Here is a 21,068-nt window from a genome sequence, read left to right on the forward strand (position 1 = left end):
ACCTCATTTCAACTATGGTCGGCTGACGTCGCATCCTTTATACGCCCGCTTGCTGCTTCATAAGCGTCGTCGACCACGGCCGCAGTCTGATCATAGATGTCTGACGCAGCCTCCTTGCCCTTGTCGAGAATGTCTTCTGCCTTATCGGAGATACTGTCTTTGACACTTTCCGCGGCCTCTCCCGCGACAGAATCCTCAACTTGTGTGGGTGGGAGAGCCGCTCCGATCGCCGCTCCAACGGCGAAGGCGAGAGCGCCACCCACCAAAGGCTGATCTCTGAAATGCGCCAGGATTGACTCGTTCAGCCTTGTCGTTTGATCTTGGAACACACGACCGGCGGAAGCAGACGTATGACTGAATTGACGGGCTTTGTCGGCAACCTTGTCGGAAAGATCGTGCGCCGTGTCACTTACTTGCTGCCACGTGTCGGAGATCCAACCGGACGCATCATCCAGCATTGCGCCAGCTTCGTCCCTGATGCTTGTAACACGATTTCCAGCCGCATCTGCAAAACCGCGGTAGCTTCTGCCGCTCTCGTCAATGAAATAGCCGGCGCGTTTGCCTACTGTATCGGTCAGAGCTTTGAAACGGTTGCCAGCCGCGTCGGCAAAGTGGCTGTAGGACATACCTCCTTCTTCTTGTATCGGTCCGGTACGGCGGACTTCGCCGGTGATTGTTGCCAGAGGATATAGATCCGAGTCCCTAGCCTTATCGGCGTTTGTCCACTGATTGTTTTGCCCAGTCATTAGCCAAGCTAAACTCACTCCCATTAGAGCCATGGGGATCGGGTTTGCCTTGATAGCGCTACCCAAGTTGGCAGCATATTCCCCACCACCGCTGCTCTTTACGTAGCCAAGCACTTCATCGATCAGTTGCCCCGGAGACATCTTTTCCTGGATGGCGTCAATTCGCTCTTCAATGCGACGACGATCGCTTTCGATGTCTCGCTGGATCTCGGCTGCATTGGGTTTGTCGGCAGTCAGGGTCATGACATTTTCTCCTTGATGACATTGGCGTCATTGCCGAGTGAAGTAGTGGTGCGCTCCATTTTCCAGTTGCTGCCACGCAGAGCGGAAATGCCTTTGGATATTAACGCCCATGCAATGACTCCGATTACGGTGGCGACGACGAGCGCCGAGAGGGCGTTCGCACTTGGTTCAGTGAAACCTTGCGAGACGAGGATGGTGGTCAGTCCGGTTACGAGCGCACTCAGCAGAACGCCAAGCGCGCCAATCGCAAATACCACTCCAGCAGCCAGTATCTCGATCCCACCCAGTGCCCTGGTGAAACTTTCGGATGCCTCCGTCTTGGCAAGATTCAGTTCCTTGCGGACCAGTCCAGTGACATCTGTGATCAGCCCACGGACTAGCTCAGGCAACGGCCTGCTCTCGTTGACGTCAGTCATTTACGTTTCTCCTCCATTGATCACTTTGGCTACGCGCCTCGGTGGGATTGGCCGTCGATTCCCCGGTCGGGCGTCTGTGGGCAGAGGTTGTCAAAAAGCGGCTTGCTGCAAGTCCGGCGAGTGCCGCGACCCCAAGAAAGGCCAACGGTTGCCGCCGACCGAAATCCCCCGCCATATTTGCAACTTCTCTGAGTTCACGGTCCTCAATATCCTTTGCATAGGATTTAACCGTCGAGCCGAGTTCCCTGGCATACTGGCCTACCTGTGCGTCTTCTCCGGATTGCATCTCTGCGCCGACCTTTTCCAAGGCTGTCCCGATCGAGGCAGCATAGCGGGCTGCAATATTCTTTTGCTTGGATGCGACTTCCTCGACTTTGCCGGAAGCTTCCTGCAGCTGCTCTTTGGCCTTGTCTTTTACGGTGCCAAAATCATCGGAGGCTTTGCGCCTCAGATCACCAAATGATGGCTTGGTTTCTATAGTCCCGGAAATAGCATCCGGCTGATCGCCATGAGCAGACGCACCAGATCGAGATCTCGTCTCTTTTTGAGAATGGTCTTGCATCGTTCCCTCCAGTCGCCGCGGTTGGTACGCGATGTTGAATTGCATCACGAACTTTAGATGGAGGTAAAAGTTCCCGGTCGTTGTTTGGATTTTTGAAATTAAGACGAGTGACGTGGCCGTTTCGAATGATCGTCATCGGAGCACGGTTTTCGGGTTCGCTGGAAGAGGCTGGGCGAGAGCTTCTGTCCAACGCGAATGAGCGACTGTCCATTCACATTTCGGCGACGCCCGCCGCGATTCACAATCGCTGGAACAAAAGTCCTGAGCGATGGTTGATTGCAGATAACGGAGGATGCCTTTTCATGAGGATCATAAAAAGACATATTACTGCTCGTGAAGGCGGTGGCGGCCATACCGTCGAGTTTGTCTACGAGGATGGAAAACGGGCTTCGGTTGATCTGTCCGAGGCGAATTCTGTCGGTGTCGGCGAAGACGAGCTTATTCGTCAGGCAGAGCGTTTGCTCGACCAAATAGACGAAAGCGGGGTGCGAGGGGATTTGCCTCCGTATGATGCCGGGGAACGACAGAAATCTCCAAGTGCTCAAATGGCGAGCTCCTCGGGAACGGATTTCTCAACCACTCCTGATCAGCCGGAAGGGCCGCTTGCCCCAAAAAACCCGCTCCTTGAGGAGCAGGACGACGACGCCAATATTGTCGGGCTCGAGGGCGAAGGCATTCTCAAGCCTTAGGCGAGCAGGCAGCAGCTCCCATGCATCACCTATGCCGGGAATGCGCTATCTACCGATCTGCTCCTTGCTGACCTGACATTGATTGTCTCGTGCGAATGAGGATGCGGCGGACACCGGTTACTGACGCGAAGACGCAACACCTACGGATCGGCCTGGAATCCTTCAAGCTGCGCCAATACCGTACATCTTAACCCCTCAATGGCATACTCCAAATCGACCTGGTTCGGCGTGCCTGCGATACCGCTTTTTACCAGCCTGGTGCCCAGACCCTCGACGGTGGGTTCCACAACCGGCGGCCCGTTCGTTTCCCTCCAATCAAGTTTGAATGCCGGTTCCTCATTCATTTCCGCGATCCCCCATACAACGGATATCTGGCCTTGCGAGGTAGAAAGAGCGCCATACTTGAAGGCATTGGTTGTGAGTTCGTGCAGCAGCATCGCCAAGGACAACGCCGACTGGGGACCCACCTGTATCTCGGGTCCGTTGAGACTGAACTGACTGCCGCGCCCGTCCTGATCGAGATTGATCGCCCTTTCGATCAAGGTACGAACTGCGATCCGTTCGCCATATCCAGTCAATAACAAGTCGTGCGCTCGTCCCAGAACTCCAAGACGCTGGCTGATCGAAAGGCGGGCGGCCTCGATATTATCCGCTCGGCGTAGAGACTGATTGACGATGCCCTGGACCATTGCCAGCTGGTTCTTCAACCGATGGCTCAGTTCCTGACTCAACATCGACTGTAGCTCCTCCGCCCGCTTTTGCTGCGTTCGGTCGCGAACGATCTTGAGAAAGCCTTCTGCGGCACCGTCGTCGTGAAGTCGCAGCATTTCACCGCTTGCCCAAAACCTGGAGCCATCCTTGCGCACATGCCAACGCTCATCAGTCGCTCGGCCGTTTTGCAGCGCGTTTGCCAGTTCTTTGCCGGGAATATTGTGCGCACGGTCATCGCTCGTGAAGATGATATCGGCGGGCAGTCCCAACACCTCATCCTCGGTCCAGCCAAAGATATTCTCAGCGCCGGTGCTCCACGAGGTGACATTGCCGGAAAGGTCAGCAGTGATAATGGCGTAATCGATCGCGCTCTCGAGAACCATTTCCGCGATACCTCTGTTCGTCATTAGGCAGCATCCTTAACGACTTGACAGTTCCCGAGGAACCTAAATGTGGAACAGAAAAACTTCAACGCAAAATGATGTGGTCCGGACGAGGTCACTCATGCAAAATATCGCCAAACCTGTCTCTAGAGTAAGCGCTGAGCATCACCCTGTTTATCCCACTATTCCACTTTGGCCTCCCGGTCGAGAGACCACACCTGCGGATGTTTATGTTGTCGGAACACAATGGCCCGCGAAGAACAAGCTGTCAGGCAAAGATGAACCGCGTTTTTCCAATAGTTCCGAACGAAGCTCAGAGCCAACTCAGGCCTGTCACTGATCCTTGGAGATGAATTTGTTAAAGCGGCTCATTTTTCCATCCGCAGTCTTGTCCTGATAAAGGAAAGCCAGCTTTCGTTCGTCAAAAACCTGGAAAAAGTCGTTCCACGAAATCTTCTCTAGACCTTCTTCCGGCTCACCGAAATCAATACGCAGGATACCGCCTTCTCCGCTTTCCGCGACTTTAGATGGAACGCCCTTTCGCTCTTCCGCACAGCGCTGGATCGTCTTGTGATCAGTTGTCGTTTTGCTGTCGGTCATCCTCTCTTTCCTCGCTGTTACTTTGCGGCCTGCAACTACTTGGCGGGTGCTCGCCTATCGCGTTCATTCTCTTTCGCATCGTTCTTGAAAGTGGCATCACCGCCAGATTTACCGGACAGCACTCGGGGGTTTGCACTTGCCATACCATCATCTGTCGGGCCATGCCTGATGCGGGCATACTGCCCCTTGGCATCCGCTTGCGGTGAACTCTTTACCTCGTCTTTCCCAGGTATTTTGGCCTATTACCTCCTTTTGCAGGGCAGCTTGTGACCAAACTCTACTTGTTTAAATCCTCAGCCATCATCAGATGGTGTTCCAAAGCTGGACGAGTTTTTGCGGCCCAGGCCTTCAGGTCAGCGTTCTCGCCCTCGTCGCCATACCGTTTGAAGAGATCAACCGCATCCTTGTGAGCGGACACCTGGTCCGCATGATATTGTTCGGTAAAATCCGCACCCTGCAAACCCTTTAGTTTGTCGAGCGTTTCCTGCTGCGCTTCGGTCATGGAGGTCGGAAGTGCGGCCTTGACCTTGCCACCATCAACCAGCTGTTTCATTTCATCGGTTGTTTTCTGATGATCTGCAACCATCTGCTGCGCAAACGTTTTTGTCGGGGCGTCGGCACGCTCGAGAGCAAGCTTGCTCGACTCGATCTCGAACATGTCACTCGTCGCGGCCTTCAGTACGAAATCCTCTGTCGTAGGTGCAACGCCTATCAAAGAGTTAACTCCTGTTTTTTCAGTAGCCGACTGGGCAAAGGCGGGGCCGGCCAAGAGGATAGCAAGCGCAGTCATAGCAAATGGTTTCATGGCGGTTCTCCTGTTTTTCTGTCCACCCAACGTCCTAATTGCTGCAATGTTCCTCGCTCGCTAGCCCAGATGAATACATTTTGCTGAGGTGGCTTCGTCGTCTCCATCTCGGGACCGCGGAAACACGGTGCCGATCAACACCGCTTCGCGCGTGGCTTTGCCAAGGCTGCTGATGATCCTCGGTTCGACAGCATGGTCCTGTTCCGGTTTTGTCGGCCGTCTCAGGTCCTGCAATATAAGGCGCCGTTCTTCGTTCCGGATGCAAATAGGCACGAAAACAAGAGAGACGCTGTGCCTCGGTGGAACCATCGAACGTCCAGCATGTTCACCTTCAACACGAAAAGGATGAACGCGATGGACAAAAATTCACAACCTCCGGTCCGGGAAACAGCCAGAGAGGCGCGTCAGGGTCTTCTTGGCAAACCGATACTGATGGTGTTGATCGGGGGGCTATTCTTAGCTGCAGTGGCTTGGGGTGTCGCCGAAATTTATGGCGAGAGCACCGATAACAATGCCTCACAAACAAATCAGCAGAATAACCCGGGTAATCAAAATGCCCAGCCTGGTGACGTTACAAGTCCTTCCCCAGACCTGCCGAATGCGAATCCCGCGGTAGACAAGGATCCCACACCGCAAACGGGGACCGGCGGCGATAGCCAGACAAAAAATCCGCCAAACACGCAGCCGTAAGGAAGATAAAGACAAGGCGAAAGGAGCACCAAAACAGTGGTGACAACAACTCTACGCGGCGAATTTGAACGTCGATGAACATGTTGAGCACGGTGGCGGAATTTGCGATATCGCCGGAGAAGCTTCGTTCTCTTCAGCTCAAGTCAGTGACGAGCCATTGGTGGATACTTCCTGATACCCGGCCATGGCCGACGAAAGCCACGTTTCTGATCCGTGTGCCTGGCCGCCTCATCCAATTTTCTCAACAGATCTTCGAACATCCGGTCGGATGCGATCGGAAGCTTATATCGGAATCGCAACGCTTCTCTAAACTCGCGCATACTCACTTGTTCCTTAAAATTACGGAACTGTTTCCTCTTGTTCAAGTCATCATCATGGTCTGACATCAGAACGGTCCCAAAGGAATTCCACCACCAACTTCAGGGCCGGGAAATCGTTCCCCGTGCGCAACAAAAATCATTCCCAAACGCGCCATTGAATGGGTCAAAGTCGTCGGCGGCAAATTCAGTGACGGTAGTCCAGCCAACTGCATGGCGCCGGAAACCATTTGGGTGGGAAAACGTTCTGGCTTTGGCTTTAATAGAAGGGTGTTCGTAGATTGTCCGACAGCAAGCGTCGATCCGTGAAACTGCATGGTGACCGCCCGGCGGCGTCTTCGCAACGAGGATACCTGGACCGCAAGGAGCTTGCCGCAAGCGCGTTCGAGCGTACCCGCATGCCCATGGTAGTGACCGACGCCCGGCAGCTGGATTTCCCCATCGTGCTTGCCAATCAAGCCTTCCTCGAGCTGACACGCTACAGCGCCGAAGAGGTGGTCGGGCAAAATTGCCGCTTTCTTCAGGGACCGGGGACATCGCCCGCTGCAGTTGCCGAAGTTCGATTTGCGGTGTCTCAGGAACGCGAAGCCAACGTAGAATTATTGAACTATCGAAAGGACGGTTCGGTGTTTTGGAACCAGCTGCATCTCAGTCCAATACGCGATGATGACGGGCGATTGCTCTATTACTTCGGCTCGCAGCTCGACGTCACCGAATACCGCAAGGTCCAGTACCTTGAAGCAACGGAACATCGGCTGCTCAAGGAAGTCGATCATCGCGCCAAGAATGTATTGGCCGTGGTCGAAGGCATCGTCAGGCTGAGCCGATCCGACGATGCCGCCTTGTATGCAGCATCCATTCAGCAGCGGATTCAGGCTTTGTCGCATGCCCATGTTCTGCTCGCCGAGCGCGGCTGGCAAGAGATTGAGCTTGGGGAGATCATCAAGCGTCAAATGGAATCCTTCTCGAGTGAACGCGTCTCGATGGAAGGACCGGAGATTCTCGTTCCGGCGATGATTGTCCAACCTTTGGCACTTGTCGTGCATGAATTGCTCATCAACGCGGCCGTACACGGGTCACTGAGTGCCCCGTCGGGCCGGTTGAACATCCATTGGCAGGAAGTACCGGGACAAGGCGGCTTCAAACTTCGTTGGGAAGAAACCGGGGGCCGTACCCCCTCGTCCGATCGTCAGCCCGGTTTTGGTACGGCCATGGTCGGTGCGATGATAGAAAAGCAGCTTCTTGGCAAGGTTGAGCGAGAATGGTCCGATGACGGCGTTGTCGTTGATATCCTCGTACCCATGAAAAGCTGATTGGTTTTCGCCGCACCGACCCTATTTTCGGAGCTGTCATTCAGCGCCCCGAAGAGCCAAGCACGGTTCTTTGACGAGGGTGTGCGAAGCATCGTTGCGGGCGGTTGCGATAATCGAAGAAGGGTGCCAGGACGCTTGCCCGGGAATGATGCAGCAATATGGGTACGCTCCGGGAAAACCTGTGATCGAAGTTTTTTGGCTCCCGGTACTTCCTCTTGCGCATCCGGCGATATGCGCAATCATCGGCATGATGTCAATCATTTGGCAAGGGACACGGAAAAGCTCGGCGCTGAAGCGACAAGTGAACAACGCGTTAATTGCAGGACGCGGCGATTTGGATTTCTCGAAACCATATCTGACAACCAACGGCGCGCTTCACAATCGCGCAGTGGGATGCATTTACAGCGACCGCCATTGATTGCTAACAGCCGGCCGTAATCGCCATCAAGCTGCTTCGCCAGCTTACACACGACGGCGCGCAACCCAGCTATCCAACACTTCTTCCGTCGAAGCAGTCTCGACTTGCTGGGATAACCGTTGACCGTAGAAGAGCTGCATCGCATCATGAGCCGCATCGGACGAACTGCACACTGCGTCATGAACGACAATCACCCTGAAGCCAAAGTCAACCGCTCCGAGCACGGTTGAAAGCACACAGACGTCGGTTTCGCCGCCTGTTACAACAATCGTGTGGGTGGCGCGGGTTTTTAAAAGCGTCGGTAGGTTGCCTCCAAACCAGGGAGAGTAGACGGACTTATCCACGATCGCGGCCGGTGGTGCATAGCGCTTTAGCTCGGGGACGATGTCGACCTTTGACGGGTCGACGCGATCGAGCATGAGTCCCTCCCATTTTTGATAGTAGCGGAACCAAGCTCCCCCAGCTTCGCTAAGATTTCTCGCGGGCAAGAACCGCGTGAAGATTGTTGCATCAGGGTCCCGCTCGACGAGCAAGTGAATGTTTGGCAGCACCTTGTCGAACCACGGCATCGCCCATGGGCCTTGTCCCTGGAACAAGCCTTGCATGTCGACACAGATATGGCTCGCCAGTTTATCGATTGGTCCGAACCTTAGTCCTTCGGCCATGATGCCTCTCGTGCGTTGTTTTCCGAAAACAAACAGAGCGCCATTTTTTGCGGCGCTCTCATCTCAATCACGCCGCCCTAGCGGCCGAATTAAGCGAGCCTTCGGCCAAAGCGGTCAAAGCTTCGGCCGTTTTGGTCTCTTCCTGCAGGGTGGTGAGAAGAAGCTTTTGCGCGTCCTTCAGTCCGAGTTCGCCTGCCCAGCGTGCCAATGTGCCGTAGCGGGCTATCTCGTAATGTTCAACCGCCTGCGCTGCTGAGACAAGCCCCGCATCCAAGGCAGCCTGCCCTTTGAAAGCCTCAAGGATCTCATCTCCTTCGGCAAGGATTCCCTCTATGGCGTCGCAGGTCTTGCCACGGCTGGCTTCCCCAGAACGTCAAAAACCTGTTGAAGACGCTCCACGTGGGCCTCCGTCTCATCGCGGTGCTTCTCAAAAGCGGCCTTCAGCTTCGGCGAGGTCGCGCCTCGTGCCATCTTGGGAAGAGCCTTCAGAATCTTGCGTTCTGCGTAATAGACGTCTTTGAGCGTTTCATGGAATAAAGTTGCCAATGTTTTTTCGGCCATAATGATGTCTCCTCTTGAGCGGGCGGTGATAACAGGTCCCAAACGCAGGAAATGAGCGAGCGTTCCCGAGGTCCTTCTGTGTCCACCCGTGGACGCTTCTGTTGACAGATCGGACCCCCTGGCAGGCGAACCACGCCATTTTCTCTTCGTTCCGCCCATCGCATTATTTCGGTCGGGCGATCAAAACGGGATTACGTTGGTCGCGATCATCGCAATCGCCGCCAATGCCATGAACACGGTGGCAATCCATCCAAAAATCTTGAGCGTCAAACCGATCGTCTGTTCACCCATGATGCGCGGCTGGGTGGCCATGCGCATCATGATGATCATGACGGGGACGGCGACGACGCCGTTGATCACCGCGCTCCAATACAGCGCTTGCATCGGGTTGATGGGCGTGAAGTCGAGCCCGATACCGATGGCCGTGGCAAGCGCAATCGTTGCATAGAAGGCTTTCGCTTCCTTGGGCTTGCGATTGAGGCCAGTCGGCCATTTCAAGGTTTCCCCGACACCATAAGCGGCCGAGCCGCCAAGCACCGGAACGGCCAGCAGACCCGTTCCCAAAATACCAAGAACAAAAAGAAACTGGGCAAAGGAGCCGGCAATTGGCTTCAGCGCCTCTGCAGCCTGGGCCGAGCTTTCAATCTGGGTTATGCCATTCTTATGCAGGGTTGCCGCGGCTGTCACCATGATGGCCAAAGCGATGACGGTGGAAAAGCCCATGCCGACAAGCGTATCGAGGTTGATGCGTTGATCGGCACCGCGTGCCTGCTCGGGGGCATCCTTCAGCGGCTCGCGCTCCGGCTTTTCCCTCATGTCTTCCACTTCCTGCGACGATTGCCAGAAAAAGAGATAGGGACTGATCGTCGTGCCGACGATGGCGACGATGGCGGTCAGATACGCGGAGTTGAATGCGATCGGTGGGAACACCGTATCGTGCAGCAGGGCCATCCAATCGATCGTCACGAAGAACAGCGTGCCGATATAAGTGAAAAGCGCCAGTGTCAGCCATTTCAGGATGCGGACATAGTGTCTGTATTCGAGGAATATCTGCATCAGGATGCAGACAGCGCCAAAGATCAGCACATAGAGAATGATTGATCCGCCGATCAGTCCCGACATCGCATCCGCCATCGCACCAATGTCGGCACCGATATTGATGATGTTGGCGATCACAAGAAGCGTAACGCAGACATAGACGATCCAGCTTGGATAATATCGCCGGATATTCCCGGCAAGTCCGCGCCCTGTCGTTCTGCCAAGCCGCGCCGTGATAATCTGGACGGCCGCCATCAATGGATAGCAGAACGGCATGGTCCACACCGTGCCGTAACCGAACTGCGCACCCGCTTGGGAATAGGTCGCAATCCCGCTCGGATCATCGTCGGCAGCGCCTGTAATGAGACCGGGGCCAAGGACACTCAGCAGTCTTGGTTTGCTCGGCTCGACGACGGGGTCGCGCTTGGCATTTCCATGTCCGATCGAAGCTTGTGTCATAAAATCAACTCCCGAATTTGGTCAGCTGACAAACTCCGGCGAAGCCGCAGTGTTCCCGAGCGACACGCATTGAGCGTCATTTGTCATCCACCGGACGGTTGGACGTCGGTGCAAATCTCTTGGGAACAATCACTCTTCGTCGGGCTTTGAGCACGCGTGACAAGTTCATCTTTGGAGAAATCCGATGAAAGCACTGACCTGGCACGGCAAGGGCGACATGCGCTGCGAAAGCGTGCCCGATCCCGAAATTGAACATGGCCGCGACGCCATCATCAAGGTGACCGCCTGCGCCATCTGCGGTTCGGATCTTCACATTTTCGACGGCGTCATTCCCTCGATGGAACACGGGGACATCATCGGTCACGAAACCATGGGCGAAGTCGTCGAGGTCGGTGCGGACAACAAGGCGTTGGAAGTGGGCGACCGCGTCGTCGTGCCGTTCACCATCGCCTGCGGCGAATGCTTCTTTTGCAAAAAGGGCTATTTTTCAGGCTGCGAGCGATCCAACCCCGACAAGGCAAAGGCCGCGAAGCTTTGGGGAAGCTCGCCGGCGGGGCTTTTTGGTTATTCGCACCTTCTTGGCGGCTACAGCGGCGGTCAGGCAGAATATCTGCGCGTGCCCTACGCTGATGTGGGGCCAATGAAGGTGCCGGACGGTCTATCGGATGAACAGGTGCTGTTTCTTTCCGACATTTTCCCGACGGGGTTTATGGCAGCGGAATTCTGCAATATCCAGGAGGGAGACACCATCGCCATCTGGGGTTGCGGACCAGTCGGACAAATGGCGATCCGCAGCGCTTTCCTGCTTGGTGCCGATCGGGTTCTCGCCATCGACACCGTTGCCGAACGGCTGACCTTGGCGCGGTCAAGCGGAGCAGAAACCCTCGATTTCCGGCACGAGGATATATATGACCGGATCATGGAGTTGACGAACGGCAGAGGCGCTGACGCATGTATCGACGCCGTCGGCACCGAGCCGGATACGATGGCAAGCTTCGATTCCGTGGTCGACCGCATCAAGGCTGCAACCTTCATGGGCACCGACCGGCCGCACGTGCTGCGTCAGGCGATCCACTGCTGCCGCAACTTCGGCACGGTGTCCATTGTTGGCGTCTATGGCGGCTTCGTTGATAAAATCCCGATGGGTTCTGCAATCAATCGCGGACTGACCTTTCGCATGGCGCAGACCCCGGTTCAGCATTACCTGCCGATGCTGATGGAGCGTATCCAAAAGGGTGAGATCGACCCGTCTTTCGTTATTACCCACCGGGCAAGCCTCGAAGAAGGTCCCGAGCTTTACAAGACATTTCGAGACAAAAAGGACGGCTGCATCAAAGTCGTCCTCAAACCCTGATCGGAGACAATGATATGGTAAACACAGCGCGTCCCCTCGCCGTCGTTACCGGCGCTTCGTCCGGCATCGGACTAGAACTGGCCAGGATCGCCGTCGGCGAAGGCTATGATCTTATTATTGCCGCCGACGAACCGGACATCAAAAGGGCTGCGGAAAAACTGCGGCGAGAGGGCGCGACGGTCGATGCCATGACGATCGACCTTGCGGACGTTGCGGGTGTCGAGAAGTTCTGCACGTTCATAGCCGACAAGGGCAAGCCCGTTGACATTCTCCTCGCCAATGCAGGCCATGGACTTGGCCAGGGCTTTCTCGATCAGGATCTCGCCGAAGCGCTGCACGTCGTTGACACCAACATCACTGGCACAATCGCTTTGATCCATAAGATCGGCAACGCGATGCGCCAACGGGGCGAAGGACGCATTCTCATCACCGGGTCGATAGCGGGCTTCATACCAGGCACCTATCAGGCAGTTCATAACGGCACCAAGGCCTTCCTGAACAGTTTTTCCTTCGCCCTGCGTGAAGAGCTTGAGGACACCGGCGTGACGGTAAGCTGCCTTATGCCGGGTGCCACGGACACCCGCTTCTTCGAGCGCGCGCATATGCTTGACACGGCAATAGGCCAGTCCAAGAAGGATGACCCTGCTGATGTCGCACGGGCCGGATTCGACGCCATGATGGGCAACGAGGGCGACGTCGTCAGTGGCTGGAAGAACAAGCTCCAGTCGGCAATTGCGAACATCACACCGTCTGCAATGCTGGCCGGGCAGCATGCCAAAACAGCAGCACCAGGATCGGCGAAGGAATGATCAACATTGCATGTCATCACAACGACCGATCTTGAGACTGCAGCGATGGGTCGGACAACGTCCGCCAGCTTGCATTGTCCGGGCGGCTACCTGTGTTGGCGTAAGCAGATTTGGTTCGCCAAGGGCGCGTCGCGTCTCTCAGCTCGCATTCTGGATTCTGGATTAAAGTTAGTCTGCAGTGGTTACGCGCAGGAAAAATTGCTGCCGTGAGCGATCGTTCCCCCGAAGAGATCCAACAACGACGCGAGCGGCGCGCCGAGCGCAGGCAAAGGCAACGACTGACAAATCTACAACGCGCGGCAAAGATGCACGCAGTTCGTATTTCGAAGGAAGACGTGCTTGAGCCGGTGGCCCCGTCTAATCGTCTGCGGGATGGCGTCCATGTTGGGTGTTCCGGCTGGTACTATTGGCATTGGAAGGGCAAATTTTATCCAGATGGCGTGCCATCCAGTCAATGGTTTTCGATTTACGAAAAAAGTTTTGGAACCGTGGAGCTCAATGCACCATTTTATGCCTGGCCAACGGTTGCGACAGTCAGGACTTGGCTGCGCCAGGCGACTGGCGACTTCGTCTACACGATCAAAGTATGCGAACTGATCACTCATGTTAAGCGTTTTGACGGTACCGAACCCTTGATACGCGATTTCGGATACATCGCAGATTTGCTTGGGGAACGAATGGGCTGTTTTCTGTTTCAGCTACCTCCAAGCGTTCGCTACGACCCGACATTTCTTAAAACCATCTTGCAGCAACTGAATCCACGTCACCGCAACGTCGTTGAATTTCGTCACAAAAGCTGGTGGAACGAGGAAGTCTATGCGGCTTTTCGTGCGGCCGGAGCGATCTTCTGCTCCTGCAGCGGACCGCGACTTCCAGAGGAACTGGTCAAAACCGCCGACGATATCTACGTCCGATTCCACGGAACCAAGAATTGGTACCGTCATGACTACAGCGACGAAGAATTAGCGAATTGGGCTGCGCGAATCCGCAAGAGCCGCGCCAAAAATGTTTGGGTCTATTTCAACAATGACCGTGACGGTCATGCGATCAAGAACGCAAAAGCGCTTATAGAACTCCTGAAAAGCGATGGTTTGCGCACATAGGGAATGTGAAGAAAAATGGCGGAACGGCGGGGATTGCAGCGATCACTATGGGGGTCTTGGGTGGTTCGCGCAGATGTTCATGAAATAATCTGGCGTCGTTATTCATGGGGCCGTTCCTGGCCAATGCGTCAATGGCTGTTCGGCGCTGCCAGGCTGGCTGGGTATTTGATCCGGAATCGTCGGCGCATGGTTTCTCGTCGCGGTCGGCGCATGTTTCGAGCGCGTCGAGAGGTGCTGGACTCCGGCAATGCCCTAGAGTTCACCAGTTACGCGAAGGCGGCCTATTCGGCAGCTGTACTGTCGGCAAAGGTTCACTGAAGGAACCTGTGGAGCGGCAAGTGAGTTAAATCGGGAGCGCGGTCCGGGTTGATAGGACAAAGGGTACTGGGACGCCTGGTCAAGGGCCGGGAAACCGGGATCCCGGCATTTGTGGATTGAGACGATCATCGAAGGCAGGAAATGCATTTGGTCAAGATATATCTTCCCCTGAATGATCCGGATGGCCGCGCTCTTCCTTCCGAAACGCACGACCGGGTGAAACAGAAGCTGACGGCCAAATTCGGCGGCGTCACCATGTTTTCCAACGCGCCCGCTGAAGGATTGTGGGCGCACGGGGGAAAATTGGAGTTCGACCAGATCATCGTCTTCGAGGTCATGACCAAAAGGCTGTCTTATGACTGGTGGAAAGACTACCGAAAAACTCTCGAATCCGTTTTTCAGCAACACCAGATCATCATCAGCACCCATACGGTCGACATTCTTTGACGGCAATGCAATCTGGCGGGTCTGCTGGAGGCTCGTGTTGCTTGAAAGGGGCCGCGGGCTGTTACGTGCACCAGCGTACAAGTGCGGAACAATCTCTTGCTATGAAAGTTTGGGCCGAGTCGGGAGCGCTTAGCTCACCTGACGGAGGCACGTCGCGCAAACTCTGATATTCCTTGTTCTGCGGCGAGCCCCACCTGGCCAATCTATGGATGGAGGAAGTCATGGCTGATGATAAGACAAAACGTACGACCGACCGGGAGACAGTCGCCGCTGGCGAGAAGTATGAAGTCCAATATCTTATGAAGTCCCTGCATCTGCGGCGCGACGATGCCGATCAACTGATCGCGAAGTACAATGGCGACAGGGAAAAAATAAAGGCAGAGCTGTCGAAGCGAAAAACGCGTCAGACTTATGCGCACCTCTAGTTGGAATATCGGCTAGCTGTTTGCCCTCGAACTGGTATGGCAGATGCACGGTCCTTTCACGCTTTTCGCCCTTGACTGGGAAGTGTTCGTGGCGGCAGTCGTTGTCGTTTTAGCGCTTCTCTGGATTCGTTTCGCCTTTACCTCTTAGCCTACAGACGACGCGCAATGCACATGCTTGCTGACTTGCTCGCCCGCAACGCTTCAGGCCGCTGAATGGTTGGAGGACGGAACCCACACGGTGAAATGTGCCTTTCCATTTTGCATTGCGCTCGTACCATTGAACATTTATCTCATTCATTGATCCGTTCCGGAAATGATTTGTCCAGCATTCATGAGACGGTGCTTACAGGCAGGGCGCGTTTGTGTTGCGTGGCTTTATAGGCCCGAACAATGATGTCCCTGGCATTCTCCACGATCAGCTTCCCTTCCAGGAAGTCATCGATCTGGTCGTAGGTGACCCCATACGCATCTTCATCGGGACGCTGTGGCACGAGAGACTCAAGGTCGGCTGTCGGGACCTTGGTAACCAGGTGATCCGGAGCGCCCAGCGTTGCAGCCATGGCGCGAATGCGCCGTTTGATCAATCCGGACAGCGGCAGGATGTCGGCCGCTCCGTCGCCATGCTTGGTGAAGAAGCCCATGACTGCCTCTGCCGCATGATCCGTGCCGATGACGAGGCCGTGGTGAGCCCCAGCAATTGCGTACTGGGCGATCATGCGTTCCCTGGCCTTTATGTTGCCGAGTACGAAATCCTCATGGGCCTCGTCGCGGAACGCGAGATCCCCCCGCTTCAGTGCCATCATCATCGCGTCGACGGCCGGCTTGATGTTGATCGTAAGAACACGGTCCGGTGAAATGGCCGTCAGGGCCATCGATGCCGCATCTTCATCTGCCTGCACGCCGTAGGGCAGACGCACTGCAATGAACTGGGCGTCGTATCCGTTTTCGCGCAGTTGCTCCACGGCACTTTGGGCAAGCATGCCTGCAAGGAGAGAATCGACGCCTCCGCTGATACCAAGAACATAGGTCATTGATCCGGACGATCGCAAATATTCGGCCAGAAAATCAATTCGGTCCTGGGTCTGCGAAACCGGATCGAAGTCTTGGCTCACTCCGAGTGATCGAATGATTTCTTGTTGCCCGGTGCTGATGTTGACTGTCTCCCTTCCTTTCGATCGTTCTCCGCAAGTCTTTCGGGTGTTGGGATTGCCAAATTCGGCGTCTCGGATACGTGTATATTCATCAAACCGCGGGAGATTGTCAGAAAATTCGACCCAGGAAAGTTTCTCTCGCCAATAGCCGTGAGCCGCCGGCTTGAACCGCTCGGGGTTATCGAAGAAGCCGATCGTCAGATATATCTCGTCCTTGATACCCTCATCGAAATATCCGATTGACGATCCGCAGTTCCCGCAAAACGTCCGGGTAATGCCAGATGTCCTCGAGAACCTCTTCATCTCACCCTTGGTTATGCGGAATTGCTGCGGTCTATATCCTACCCAAACAGTAAGCGGGCCGCCGATCGCTTGCCTGCAATCGGCATCATGATCGTAATTGATCCAGAACGGTTCGCCTTCGCATTCCGCTTGTACGCTGCCGCAAAAACAGCTGGCTGTCTCTAGCCGGTCAACCATCTGGTTCCTCCACTGCACGTGCAACAGAGATGGCGGGACTTTGTTCCTTGCAACGCATCAAGGTTCCGAATCTTAGTCTAACGATGAGGAACACACCGGGGCCATGACTTGGTTGCTAGCCAAGGAATTGCGCGCGCTTCCCTGCTTGGTCCTGACCGAAGTAAAACGTCGATCGTCACAACGGAACCATAATCCGCAGCGATTGGTGAAGATCAGCAATAAGATCGTCGGGTTCTTCCAGACCGATATTCAACCTGACGATTCGCCCGCTGAAATCTTCACCGCCGTTTGCAAGATAGGGATAAGTCATCGCCAACGAGGTGACCCCTCCCCAACTGTAGCCGGCTTTGAACAGCGCCAGTCGATCAACGAAGTCGTCAACGTCCTTCGGACCAAATGTTTTCTTGAACACGATTGAAAAGACACTCGCGGACCCGGTGAAATCGCGTTTCCAGAAGACATGACCCGGCGACGACGGGAGCGCCGGATGAAGCACATTCTGGATCGCCGATTGTTCGGCAAGCCAATTTGCAACCTGCAGTGTCGAACGTTCCAGCCTTTCCAGACGCACGCCGAGCGTTTGCAGACCGCGCAAAGCCAGGCTGGCGTCATCGGGCGAAACCGCCATGCCCAACAGATCCCAGGCAGTACCCACTGACTCGTACAAGGCATCGTCTTTCACGGAGACGGTGCCCAAAAGAAGATCGCTGTGCCCTCCTACATACTTGGTCAGGGCCTGCATGCTGATATCCACACCATGCGCGAAGGCGTCGAAGAGAACGCCGGCAGAATATGTGTTGTCGAGGGCAACCGGAACACCACGAGCATGAGCGACCCCAACTATGGAGGGAACATCCTGGACTTCCATCGTGATCGAACCCGGGCTTTCCGTCCACACTAGCGCTGTGTTGTGTCTTATCAACGCGCCGATCCCATCACCAACCAGAGGATCATAGGGCTCAACCTCTATGCCCAGACGCTGCAGTAGCTTTTGGGCCAATTCCCTGTTTGGGCCATAGGCGCTGGCCGGTACCAGGGCATGGCTGCCGGTCTTGCAGACGGCGAGATAGATCAAGGCGATTGCGGCCTGACCTCCTGGGACCACAAAAGTGCGGTAAGCACCCTCTAGTTCAGCAATCCGTGCACCCAATTCCAGCACGGTAGGCGTTCCATAAAGTCCGTAATTGTAACCGGCCTCGATCTGACGCCAGTTATTGTGCGCTGCTCCCACATTGTCAAAGATCACGGTCGAACCCCGATAGGTCGGGATGACAAGAGACTGGTACCCGCCGATTGGCTTCTGTTCCGGGTTCAAGAGCCTGGTACGCCAATGCATTCGGAATCCTTCAGAAAATGATATTGCTGTGAACCACCAATGCCAAATCCTTCTTGGTCAGAAATGTTCCGAAGCGGAGCTATGTTCCAAGCTGCCCGGCGAAGGTGCCCACCAAAAAAGAGAGCATTCTCCCATGCGTTTCCTCCGAGACAACGGTGCTCTATTGCGCGCCTTCTTCGCAAGTATATGGCTTTGCTCAGGGTCGTGCCGCGAAAAACATGAAGTGCCAGGCATCGTCTCCCGCCACCGGATTTGTTGCATACATCACCGGCGAAAATTTCGTTCCGGCGTTATTTGCAAACCGAAAAAGTGAGTGGCTGCCGATGGCGACTCATGTGGTCCTCGCCGCATATCTTTTTGCAACGAGGATCGTCGGAGTCGCGCGACCCGATGATATGCCTACAGACAAGGAGCCACCGCCGCGGTCCCGCAGCTGGATTTACGCTTTTCGTTCTGGCTATTTCCTTGGAGCCATTCTGCATTCAACTCCGATGCAGCCGCCCATGGTGCGACTGTGCAATCCGCGCTGCTTGTCTTGGCAACGCACGTTTCTGCCTTGAATCTTGCCAAAACTGGCAATCGGAGTTTTTTCGACAGCGACGCGGGTCATGTCTCCATCTTCCTGCGCCATCGCGGATCGCCTTGATCAAGCCGGTTGAAGCATCCGATAGTCAGACCGGAAATTAACTGGGATCTCGGCCGACACCACCGGAGGCAGCCCAGGAACCATTCGGCATATTGAGAATATGTCGCGCAAAAGGGACATCTCCATAAGCGCTGGACGACAATCTCGACTTTTTTCTTCTGGCTTTACAACGCGAGGATCTCGCTGAGATGAAGGAAGTCGTTTCGCCGTTGAAAATAGCCACCCGGGAGCCCTCGCCTCGAGTGGCCAAGCTGAAGCCTATGGCATCATCTGAGTGGTCTGACGCAAACGATCGCGTTCTTTGAGCACATCTTCTTCTGTGTAATCGGGCAGGGATCCATCGAACCTCTCCCACCCGGCTTCACGATACGAGGCGCGGCGTGTGTCAAGGTCGACCGGCGCGTTGGCCTTAAGGATGGCCTGAGCACCTTCGGCCTCACTGTCGTCAACTCGTGCCGAAACCAGTGTGCTTCCGCGGCGAACGCCCTCCGCATAAACGTGCGCGTCTTTTTCGTCTACGCCTTCATTTGTCAAAGACCCTATAATGCCGCCTGCAGCGCCACCGGCGGCTGCGCCAGCTACCGCACCTGCCGCGGTGGCGGCGAGCCAACCTGCGGCCACCACGGGACCGATGCCCGGTATGGCGAGCATCCCAAGTCCGGCAAGAAGCCCTCCGGTGCCCCCCACCGCAGCACCGATTCCAGCACCGGTCGCAGCACCCTCCCCGGCGTTGTCGTCGCGCTCGTCGCCGTCGCGACCGACAATACTAATGCGGTCTGAAGCAATGCCGGCATCTTCGAGTGCGCGAACCACGGCTCGGGCATCGGCATGATTGTCGTACAGTCCTGTGATTGTTTGCATTTGCTATCTCCCTTGATTTTCTTACCCAACTATAGGGAAGTAGATAACCGTTGGATCAGGTGAAGGTTCCAGCCAACCCGTTGGCGCATTTGCCTTTTTGTGAAGAACGGCGGACTGGGATAGCTCTTAGTCGAACGCACAAAGAGCAAGATCGCTGACACCATTAATCGAACTACGACAGATCTCGTCTGGCCATTTAATCGGCGGCCCCTATCTTAACGGCGGAACTGGTACTGGTCCTGGCTCAGGATGGGGGATAGGCGGATCGTCCGGCAGCGGTGGGCTCGGTTCTGGCTCTGGGGTAGGTATTGGATCACCCATATCAAGGTCTCCTCCTGATGGATACAAACTGTTACAAGCGGCTTGTCAGCCACGCTCCAGGTTCCACTGTCGAATACCTGTTCACCCCGAGGGAGCTTGAGCCACCATAATTCAATGAATCTGGTTCGCTAGACTAGACAAGTTGTTCAACGGTGCATTGATCTGGCCGCTTGTCGGGTCGCCAGCGCATAAGTTTGGTGCCATGGCGAAAGCGGTCGCCTGTGATATGGTCGAACCGCACCTCGACGACGAGCTCCGGACGCAGCGGCTCCCACTCACTACTTCGTTTGCTCCAGCGGCTGATGCCACCAGGCGACGTCCCGGTAAAGCCGGGCGGCTCACGCAGTAGCTCCAGCCGCTTGGTTAAAGCCCCGCGTTCGTCGTCCTGAATCGTGGAGGTGAAGCCGACATGATTGAGTTTTCCAACTCTGTCATAAAGGCCAAGAAGCAGAGACCCGACCTCGCGAGATTGGCTTTCATAGCGAAAGCCTCCGACAACACAGTCGGCGGTGCGTAGCCGCTTCACCTTGACCATGACCCGCTGACCCGCCTCGTAGGTTCCCTCAAGCCGTTTCGCTATGACACCGTCGGAGCCCCCATGGCCAGCTTCGGACAACCATTTCAAGGCTTGCTTCACCTGTCTTGTTGTCGGGGAAAGGACAATATTTTCAAGCGACGCGTCCTCTTCAACCCGACCAAAAAGCTGTTCCAGCAGCTTCCGGCGTTGAGACAGGGGTTGATCCAAAACAGACTTGCCGTCTTCAGAAGCCAGCAAGTCAAACAGGACGAGCTTGGCAGGGGTTTCGTGCGCCAGTTTTCGTATCCGGCTCTCGGCAGGATGAAGTCGCAACTGCAAAGCGTCAAACGCAGGCTGACCGTCAATCTCAACGACAAGCTCACCATCGACGACAAATCTTTCAGATGGCCAATTTCGTAGACAGGTGATCATCTCAGGAAAATAACGCCCCAGGGGCTTGCCGGATTTAGCTCTGAGATCGATCTGGCTGCCTTCCTTGAAAACCAGGCAGCGAAAGCCGTCCCATTTGGGTTCGTATTGCCAGTTGACACCTTCAGGCAACTCTTGGGCGGAACGCGCTTCGATGGGCGGCGTATCGAGGGGTAACGCGAAGAGGCAAGCTTTCCCGCTTCCGGATGTCTTTGGGCTCTTCCCCATCTATGAACCTCGGCGTCTTTGAACCAG

At 55.4% G+C, this 21,068-nt stretch carries 22 protein-coding genes and 2 pseudogenes; 10 read left to right on the forward strand and 14 right to left on the reverse strand.

Annotation, left to right across the window (positions count from 1 at the left end):
- Nucleotides 1-8 precede the first annotated feature (8 nt).
- From LB462_RS25910 to LB462_RS25920, 3 genes are read right to left on the reverse strand one after another with little or no spacing between them, the layout of a single operon-like run.
- Entirely contained in the window at nucleotides 9-989 is a 981-nt protein-coding gene (locus LB462_RS25910; protein WP_224514052.1) for a DUF3618 domain-containing protein, read from the reverse strand.
- Complete coding sequence (locus LB462_RS25915; RefSeq protein ID WP_224514053.1) at nucleotides 986-1,405, reverse strand: phage holin family protein; 420 nt, start codon at nucleotides 1,403-1,405, stop codon at nucleotides 986-988. Before LB462_RS25915 ends, LB462_RS25910 begins: the two co-directional genes overlap by 4 nt.
- Complete coding sequence (locus tag LB462_RS25920) at nucleotides 1,398-1,967, reverse strand: nutrient deprivation-induced protein (RefSeq protein WP_224514055.1); 570 nt, start codon at nucleotides 1,965-1,967, stop codon at nucleotides 1,398-1,400. The genes LB462_RS25915 and LB462_RS25920 overlap by 8 nt, the downstream gene beginning before the upstream one ends.
- A gap of 302 nt (nucleotides 1,968-2,269) precedes the next feature.
- Between LB462_RS25920 and LB462_RS25925 the strand changes: the two genes are divergently transcribed.
- Nucleotides 2,270-2,656 carry a hypothetical protein gene (locus tag LB462_RS25925; protein WP_224514057.1) on the forward strand — a complete coding sequence of 129 codons (387 nt, stop codon included), beginning with the start codon at nucleotides 2,270-2,272 and terminating at the stop codon, nucleotides 2,654-2,656.
- Nucleotides 2,657-2,796: 140 nt separating this feature from the next.
- Here LB462_RS25925 and LB462_RS25930 read toward each other — a convergent pair whose 3' ends face one another.
- The 3 genes from LB462_RS25930 to LB462_RS25940 all read right to left on the reverse strand — a co-directional run bounded on the left by LB462_RS25930 (nucleotide 2,797) and on the right by LB462_RS25940 (nucleotide 5,155).
- A complete protein-coding gene (locus tag LB462_RS25930) occupies nucleotides 2,797-3,774 on the reverse strand; it encodes a PAS domain S-box protein (protein ID WP_224514059.1) in 978 nt (325 codons plus the stop codon).
- 309 nt (nucleotides 3,775-4,083) lie between these two features.
- Nucleotides 4,084-4,350 carry a hypothetical protein gene (locus tag LB462_RS25935; protein ID WP_224514061.1) on the reverse strand — a complete coding sequence of 89 codons (267 nt, stop codon included), beginning with the start codon at nucleotides 4,348-4,350 and terminating at the stop codon, nucleotides 4,084-4,086.
- Nucleotides 4,351-4,627: 277 nt separating this feature from the next.
- Nucleotides 4,628-5,155: a DUF4142 domain-containing protein gene (locus LB462_RS25940; RefSeq protein WP_224514191.1), complete on the reverse strand. Its 528-nt coding sequence runs from the start codon at nucleotides 5,153-5,155 to the stop codon at nucleotides 4,628-4,630.
- A 321-nt stretch (nucleotides 5,156-5,476) separates the two neighbouring features.
- Here LB462_RS25940 and LB462_RS25945 point away from each other — a divergent pair, with 321 nt between their 5' ends.
- The 3 genes from LB462_RS25945 (at nucleotide 5,477) to LB462_RS25955 (ending at nucleotide 7,893) form a co-directional block, all read left to right on the forward strand.
- Complete coding sequence (locus LB462_RS25945; RefSeq protein WP_224514063.1) at nucleotides 5,477-5,845, forward strand: hypothetical protein; 369 nt, start codon at nucleotides 5,477-5,479, stop codon at nucleotides 5,843-5,845.
- Nucleotides 5,846-6,443: 598 nt separating this feature from the next.
- Complete coding sequence (lov, locus tag LB462_RS25950) at nucleotides 6,444-7,475, forward strand: blue-light-activated histidine kinase (RefSeq protein ID WP_224514065.1); 1,032 nt, start codon at nucleotides 6,444-6,446, stop codon at nucleotides 7,473-7,475.
- Nucleotides 7,476-7,620: 145 nt separating this feature from the next.
- Entirely contained in the window at nucleotides 7,621-7,893 is a 273-nt protein-coding gene (locus tag LB462_RS25955; protein ID WP_224514066.1) for a hypothetical protein, read from the forward strand.
- 44 nt (nucleotides 7,894-7,937) lie between these two features.
- On the opposite strand, the gene LB462_RS25960 is transcribed toward LB462_RS25955, so the two are convergent.
- The 3 genes and pseudogenes from LB462_RS25960 to LB462_RS25970 form a co-directional block, all read right to left on the reverse strand.
- Complete coding sequence (locus LB462_RS25960; RefSeq protein WP_224514068.1) at nucleotides 7,938-8,558, reverse strand: cysteine hydrolase family protein; 621 nt, start codon at nucleotides 8,556-8,558, stop codon at nucleotides 7,938-7,940.
- 67 nt (nucleotides 8,559-8,625) lie between these two features.
- Nucleotides 8,626-9,119, reverse strand: a pseudogene (locus LB462_RS25965) (YciE/YciF ferroxidase family protein).
- Nucleotides 9,120-9,299: 180 nt separating this feature from the next.
- Nucleotides 9,300-10,616, reverse strand: a complete 1,317-nt coding sequence (locus LB462_RS25970) for an Nramp family divalent metal transporter (RefSeq protein WP_224514070.1) — start codon at nucleotides 10,614-10,616, stop codon at nucleotides 9,300-9,302.
- 184 nt (nucleotides 10,617-10,800) lie between these two features.
- Between LB462_RS25970 and LB462_RS25975 the strand changes: the two genes are divergently transcribed.
- The 5 genes from LB462_RS25975 (at nucleotide 10,801) to LB462_RS25995 (ending at nucleotide 15,072) form a co-directional block, all read left to right on the forward strand.
- Entirely contained in the window at nucleotides 10,801-11,970 is a 1,170-nt protein-coding gene (locus LB462_RS25975) for a zinc-dependent alcohol dehydrogenase (protein ID WP_224514073.1), read from the forward strand.
- Between the two features lie 14 nt (nucleotides 11,971-11,984).
- A complete protein-coding gene (locus tag LB462_RS25980; protein WP_224514074.1) occupies nucleotides 11,985-12,779 on the forward strand; it encodes an SDR family NAD(P)-dependent oxidoreductase in 795 nt (264 codons plus the stop codon).
- A gap of 206 nt (nucleotides 12,780-12,985) precedes the next feature.
- On the forward strand, nucleotides 12,986-13,882 hold the full coding sequence (locus LB462_RS25985; RefSeq protein WP_224514076.1) for a DUF72 domain-containing protein: 897 nt from the start codon (nucleotides 12,986-12,988) through the stop codon (nucleotides 13,880-13,882).
- Nucleotides 13,883-14,341: 459 nt separating this feature from the next.
- A complete protein-coding gene (locus LB462_RS25990) occupies nucleotides 14,342-14,647 on the forward strand; it encodes a hypothetical protein (protein ID WP_224514078.1) in 306 nt (101 codons plus the stop codon).
- Between the two features lie 221 nt (nucleotides 14,648-14,868).
- Nucleotides 14,869-15,072, forward strand: a complete 204-nt coding sequence (locus LB462_RS25995; RefSeq protein ID WP_224514080.1) for a DUF3606 domain-containing protein — start codon at nucleotides 14,869-14,871, stop codon at nucleotides 15,070-15,072.
- A 329-nt stretch (nucleotides 15,073-15,401) separates the two neighbouring features.
- Here LB462_RS25995 and nadE read toward each other — a convergent pair whose 3' ends face one another.
- From nadE to LB462_RS26010, 3 genes and pseudogenes are all read right to left on the reverse strand, one after another.
- On the reverse strand, nucleotides 15,402-16,223 hold the full coding sequence (gene nadE / locus LB462_RS26000; RefSeq protein WP_224514193.1) for an NAD(+) synthase: 822 nt from the start codon (nucleotides 16,221-16,223) through the stop codon (nucleotides 15,402-15,404).
- Nucleotides 16,224-16,373: 150 nt separating this feature from the next.
- Nucleotides 16,374-16,703: pseudogene (locus LB462_RS26005) on the reverse strand (GFA family protein); the annotation flags it as partial.
- A gap of 175 nt (nucleotides 16,704-16,878) precedes the next feature.
- Nucleotides 16,879-18,039 (reverse strand): cystathionine beta-lyase, encoded by a 1,161-nt coding sequence (locus LB462_RS26010; protein WP_224514082.1) that lies wholly within the window; start codon nucleotides 18,037-18,039, stop codon nucleotides 16,879-16,881.
- A gap of 155 nt (nucleotides 18,040-18,194) precedes the next feature.
- Here LB462_RS26010 and LB462_RS31615 point away from each other — a divergent pair, with 155 nt between their 5' ends.
- Entirely contained in the window at nucleotides 18,195-18,599 is a 405-nt protein-coding gene (locus LB462_RS31615) for a DUF6766 family protein (protein WP_370637305.1), read from the forward strand.
- Nucleotides 18,600-18,943: 344 nt separating this feature from the next.
- Here LB462_RS31615 and LB462_RS26015 read toward each other — a convergent pair whose 3' ends face one another.
- Both LB462_RS26015 and LB462_RS26020 read right to left on the reverse strand, forming a co-directional pair.
- Nucleotides 18,944-19,546 carry a general stress protein gene (locus LB462_RS26015; RefSeq protein ID WP_224514084.1) on the reverse strand — a complete coding sequence of 201 codons (603 nt, stop codon included), beginning with the start codon at nucleotides 19,544-19,546 and terminating at the stop codon, nucleotides 18,944-18,946.
- Nucleotides 19,547-20,000: 454 nt separating this feature from the next.
- Complete coding sequence (locus LB462_RS26020) at nucleotides 20,001-21,041, reverse strand: ATP-dependent DNA ligase (RefSeq protein WP_224514086.1); 1,041 nt, start codon at nucleotides 21,039-21,041, stop codon at nucleotides 20,001-20,003.
- Nucleotides 21,042-21,068: the final 27 nt, after the last annotated feature.

The sequence above is a fragment of the Phyllobacterium chamaecytisi genome, from assembly GCF_020164455.1.
Lineage (GTDB): Bacteria > Pseudomonadota > Alphaproteobacteria > Rhizobiales > Rhizobiaceae > Phyllobacterium > Phyllobacterium chamaecytisi.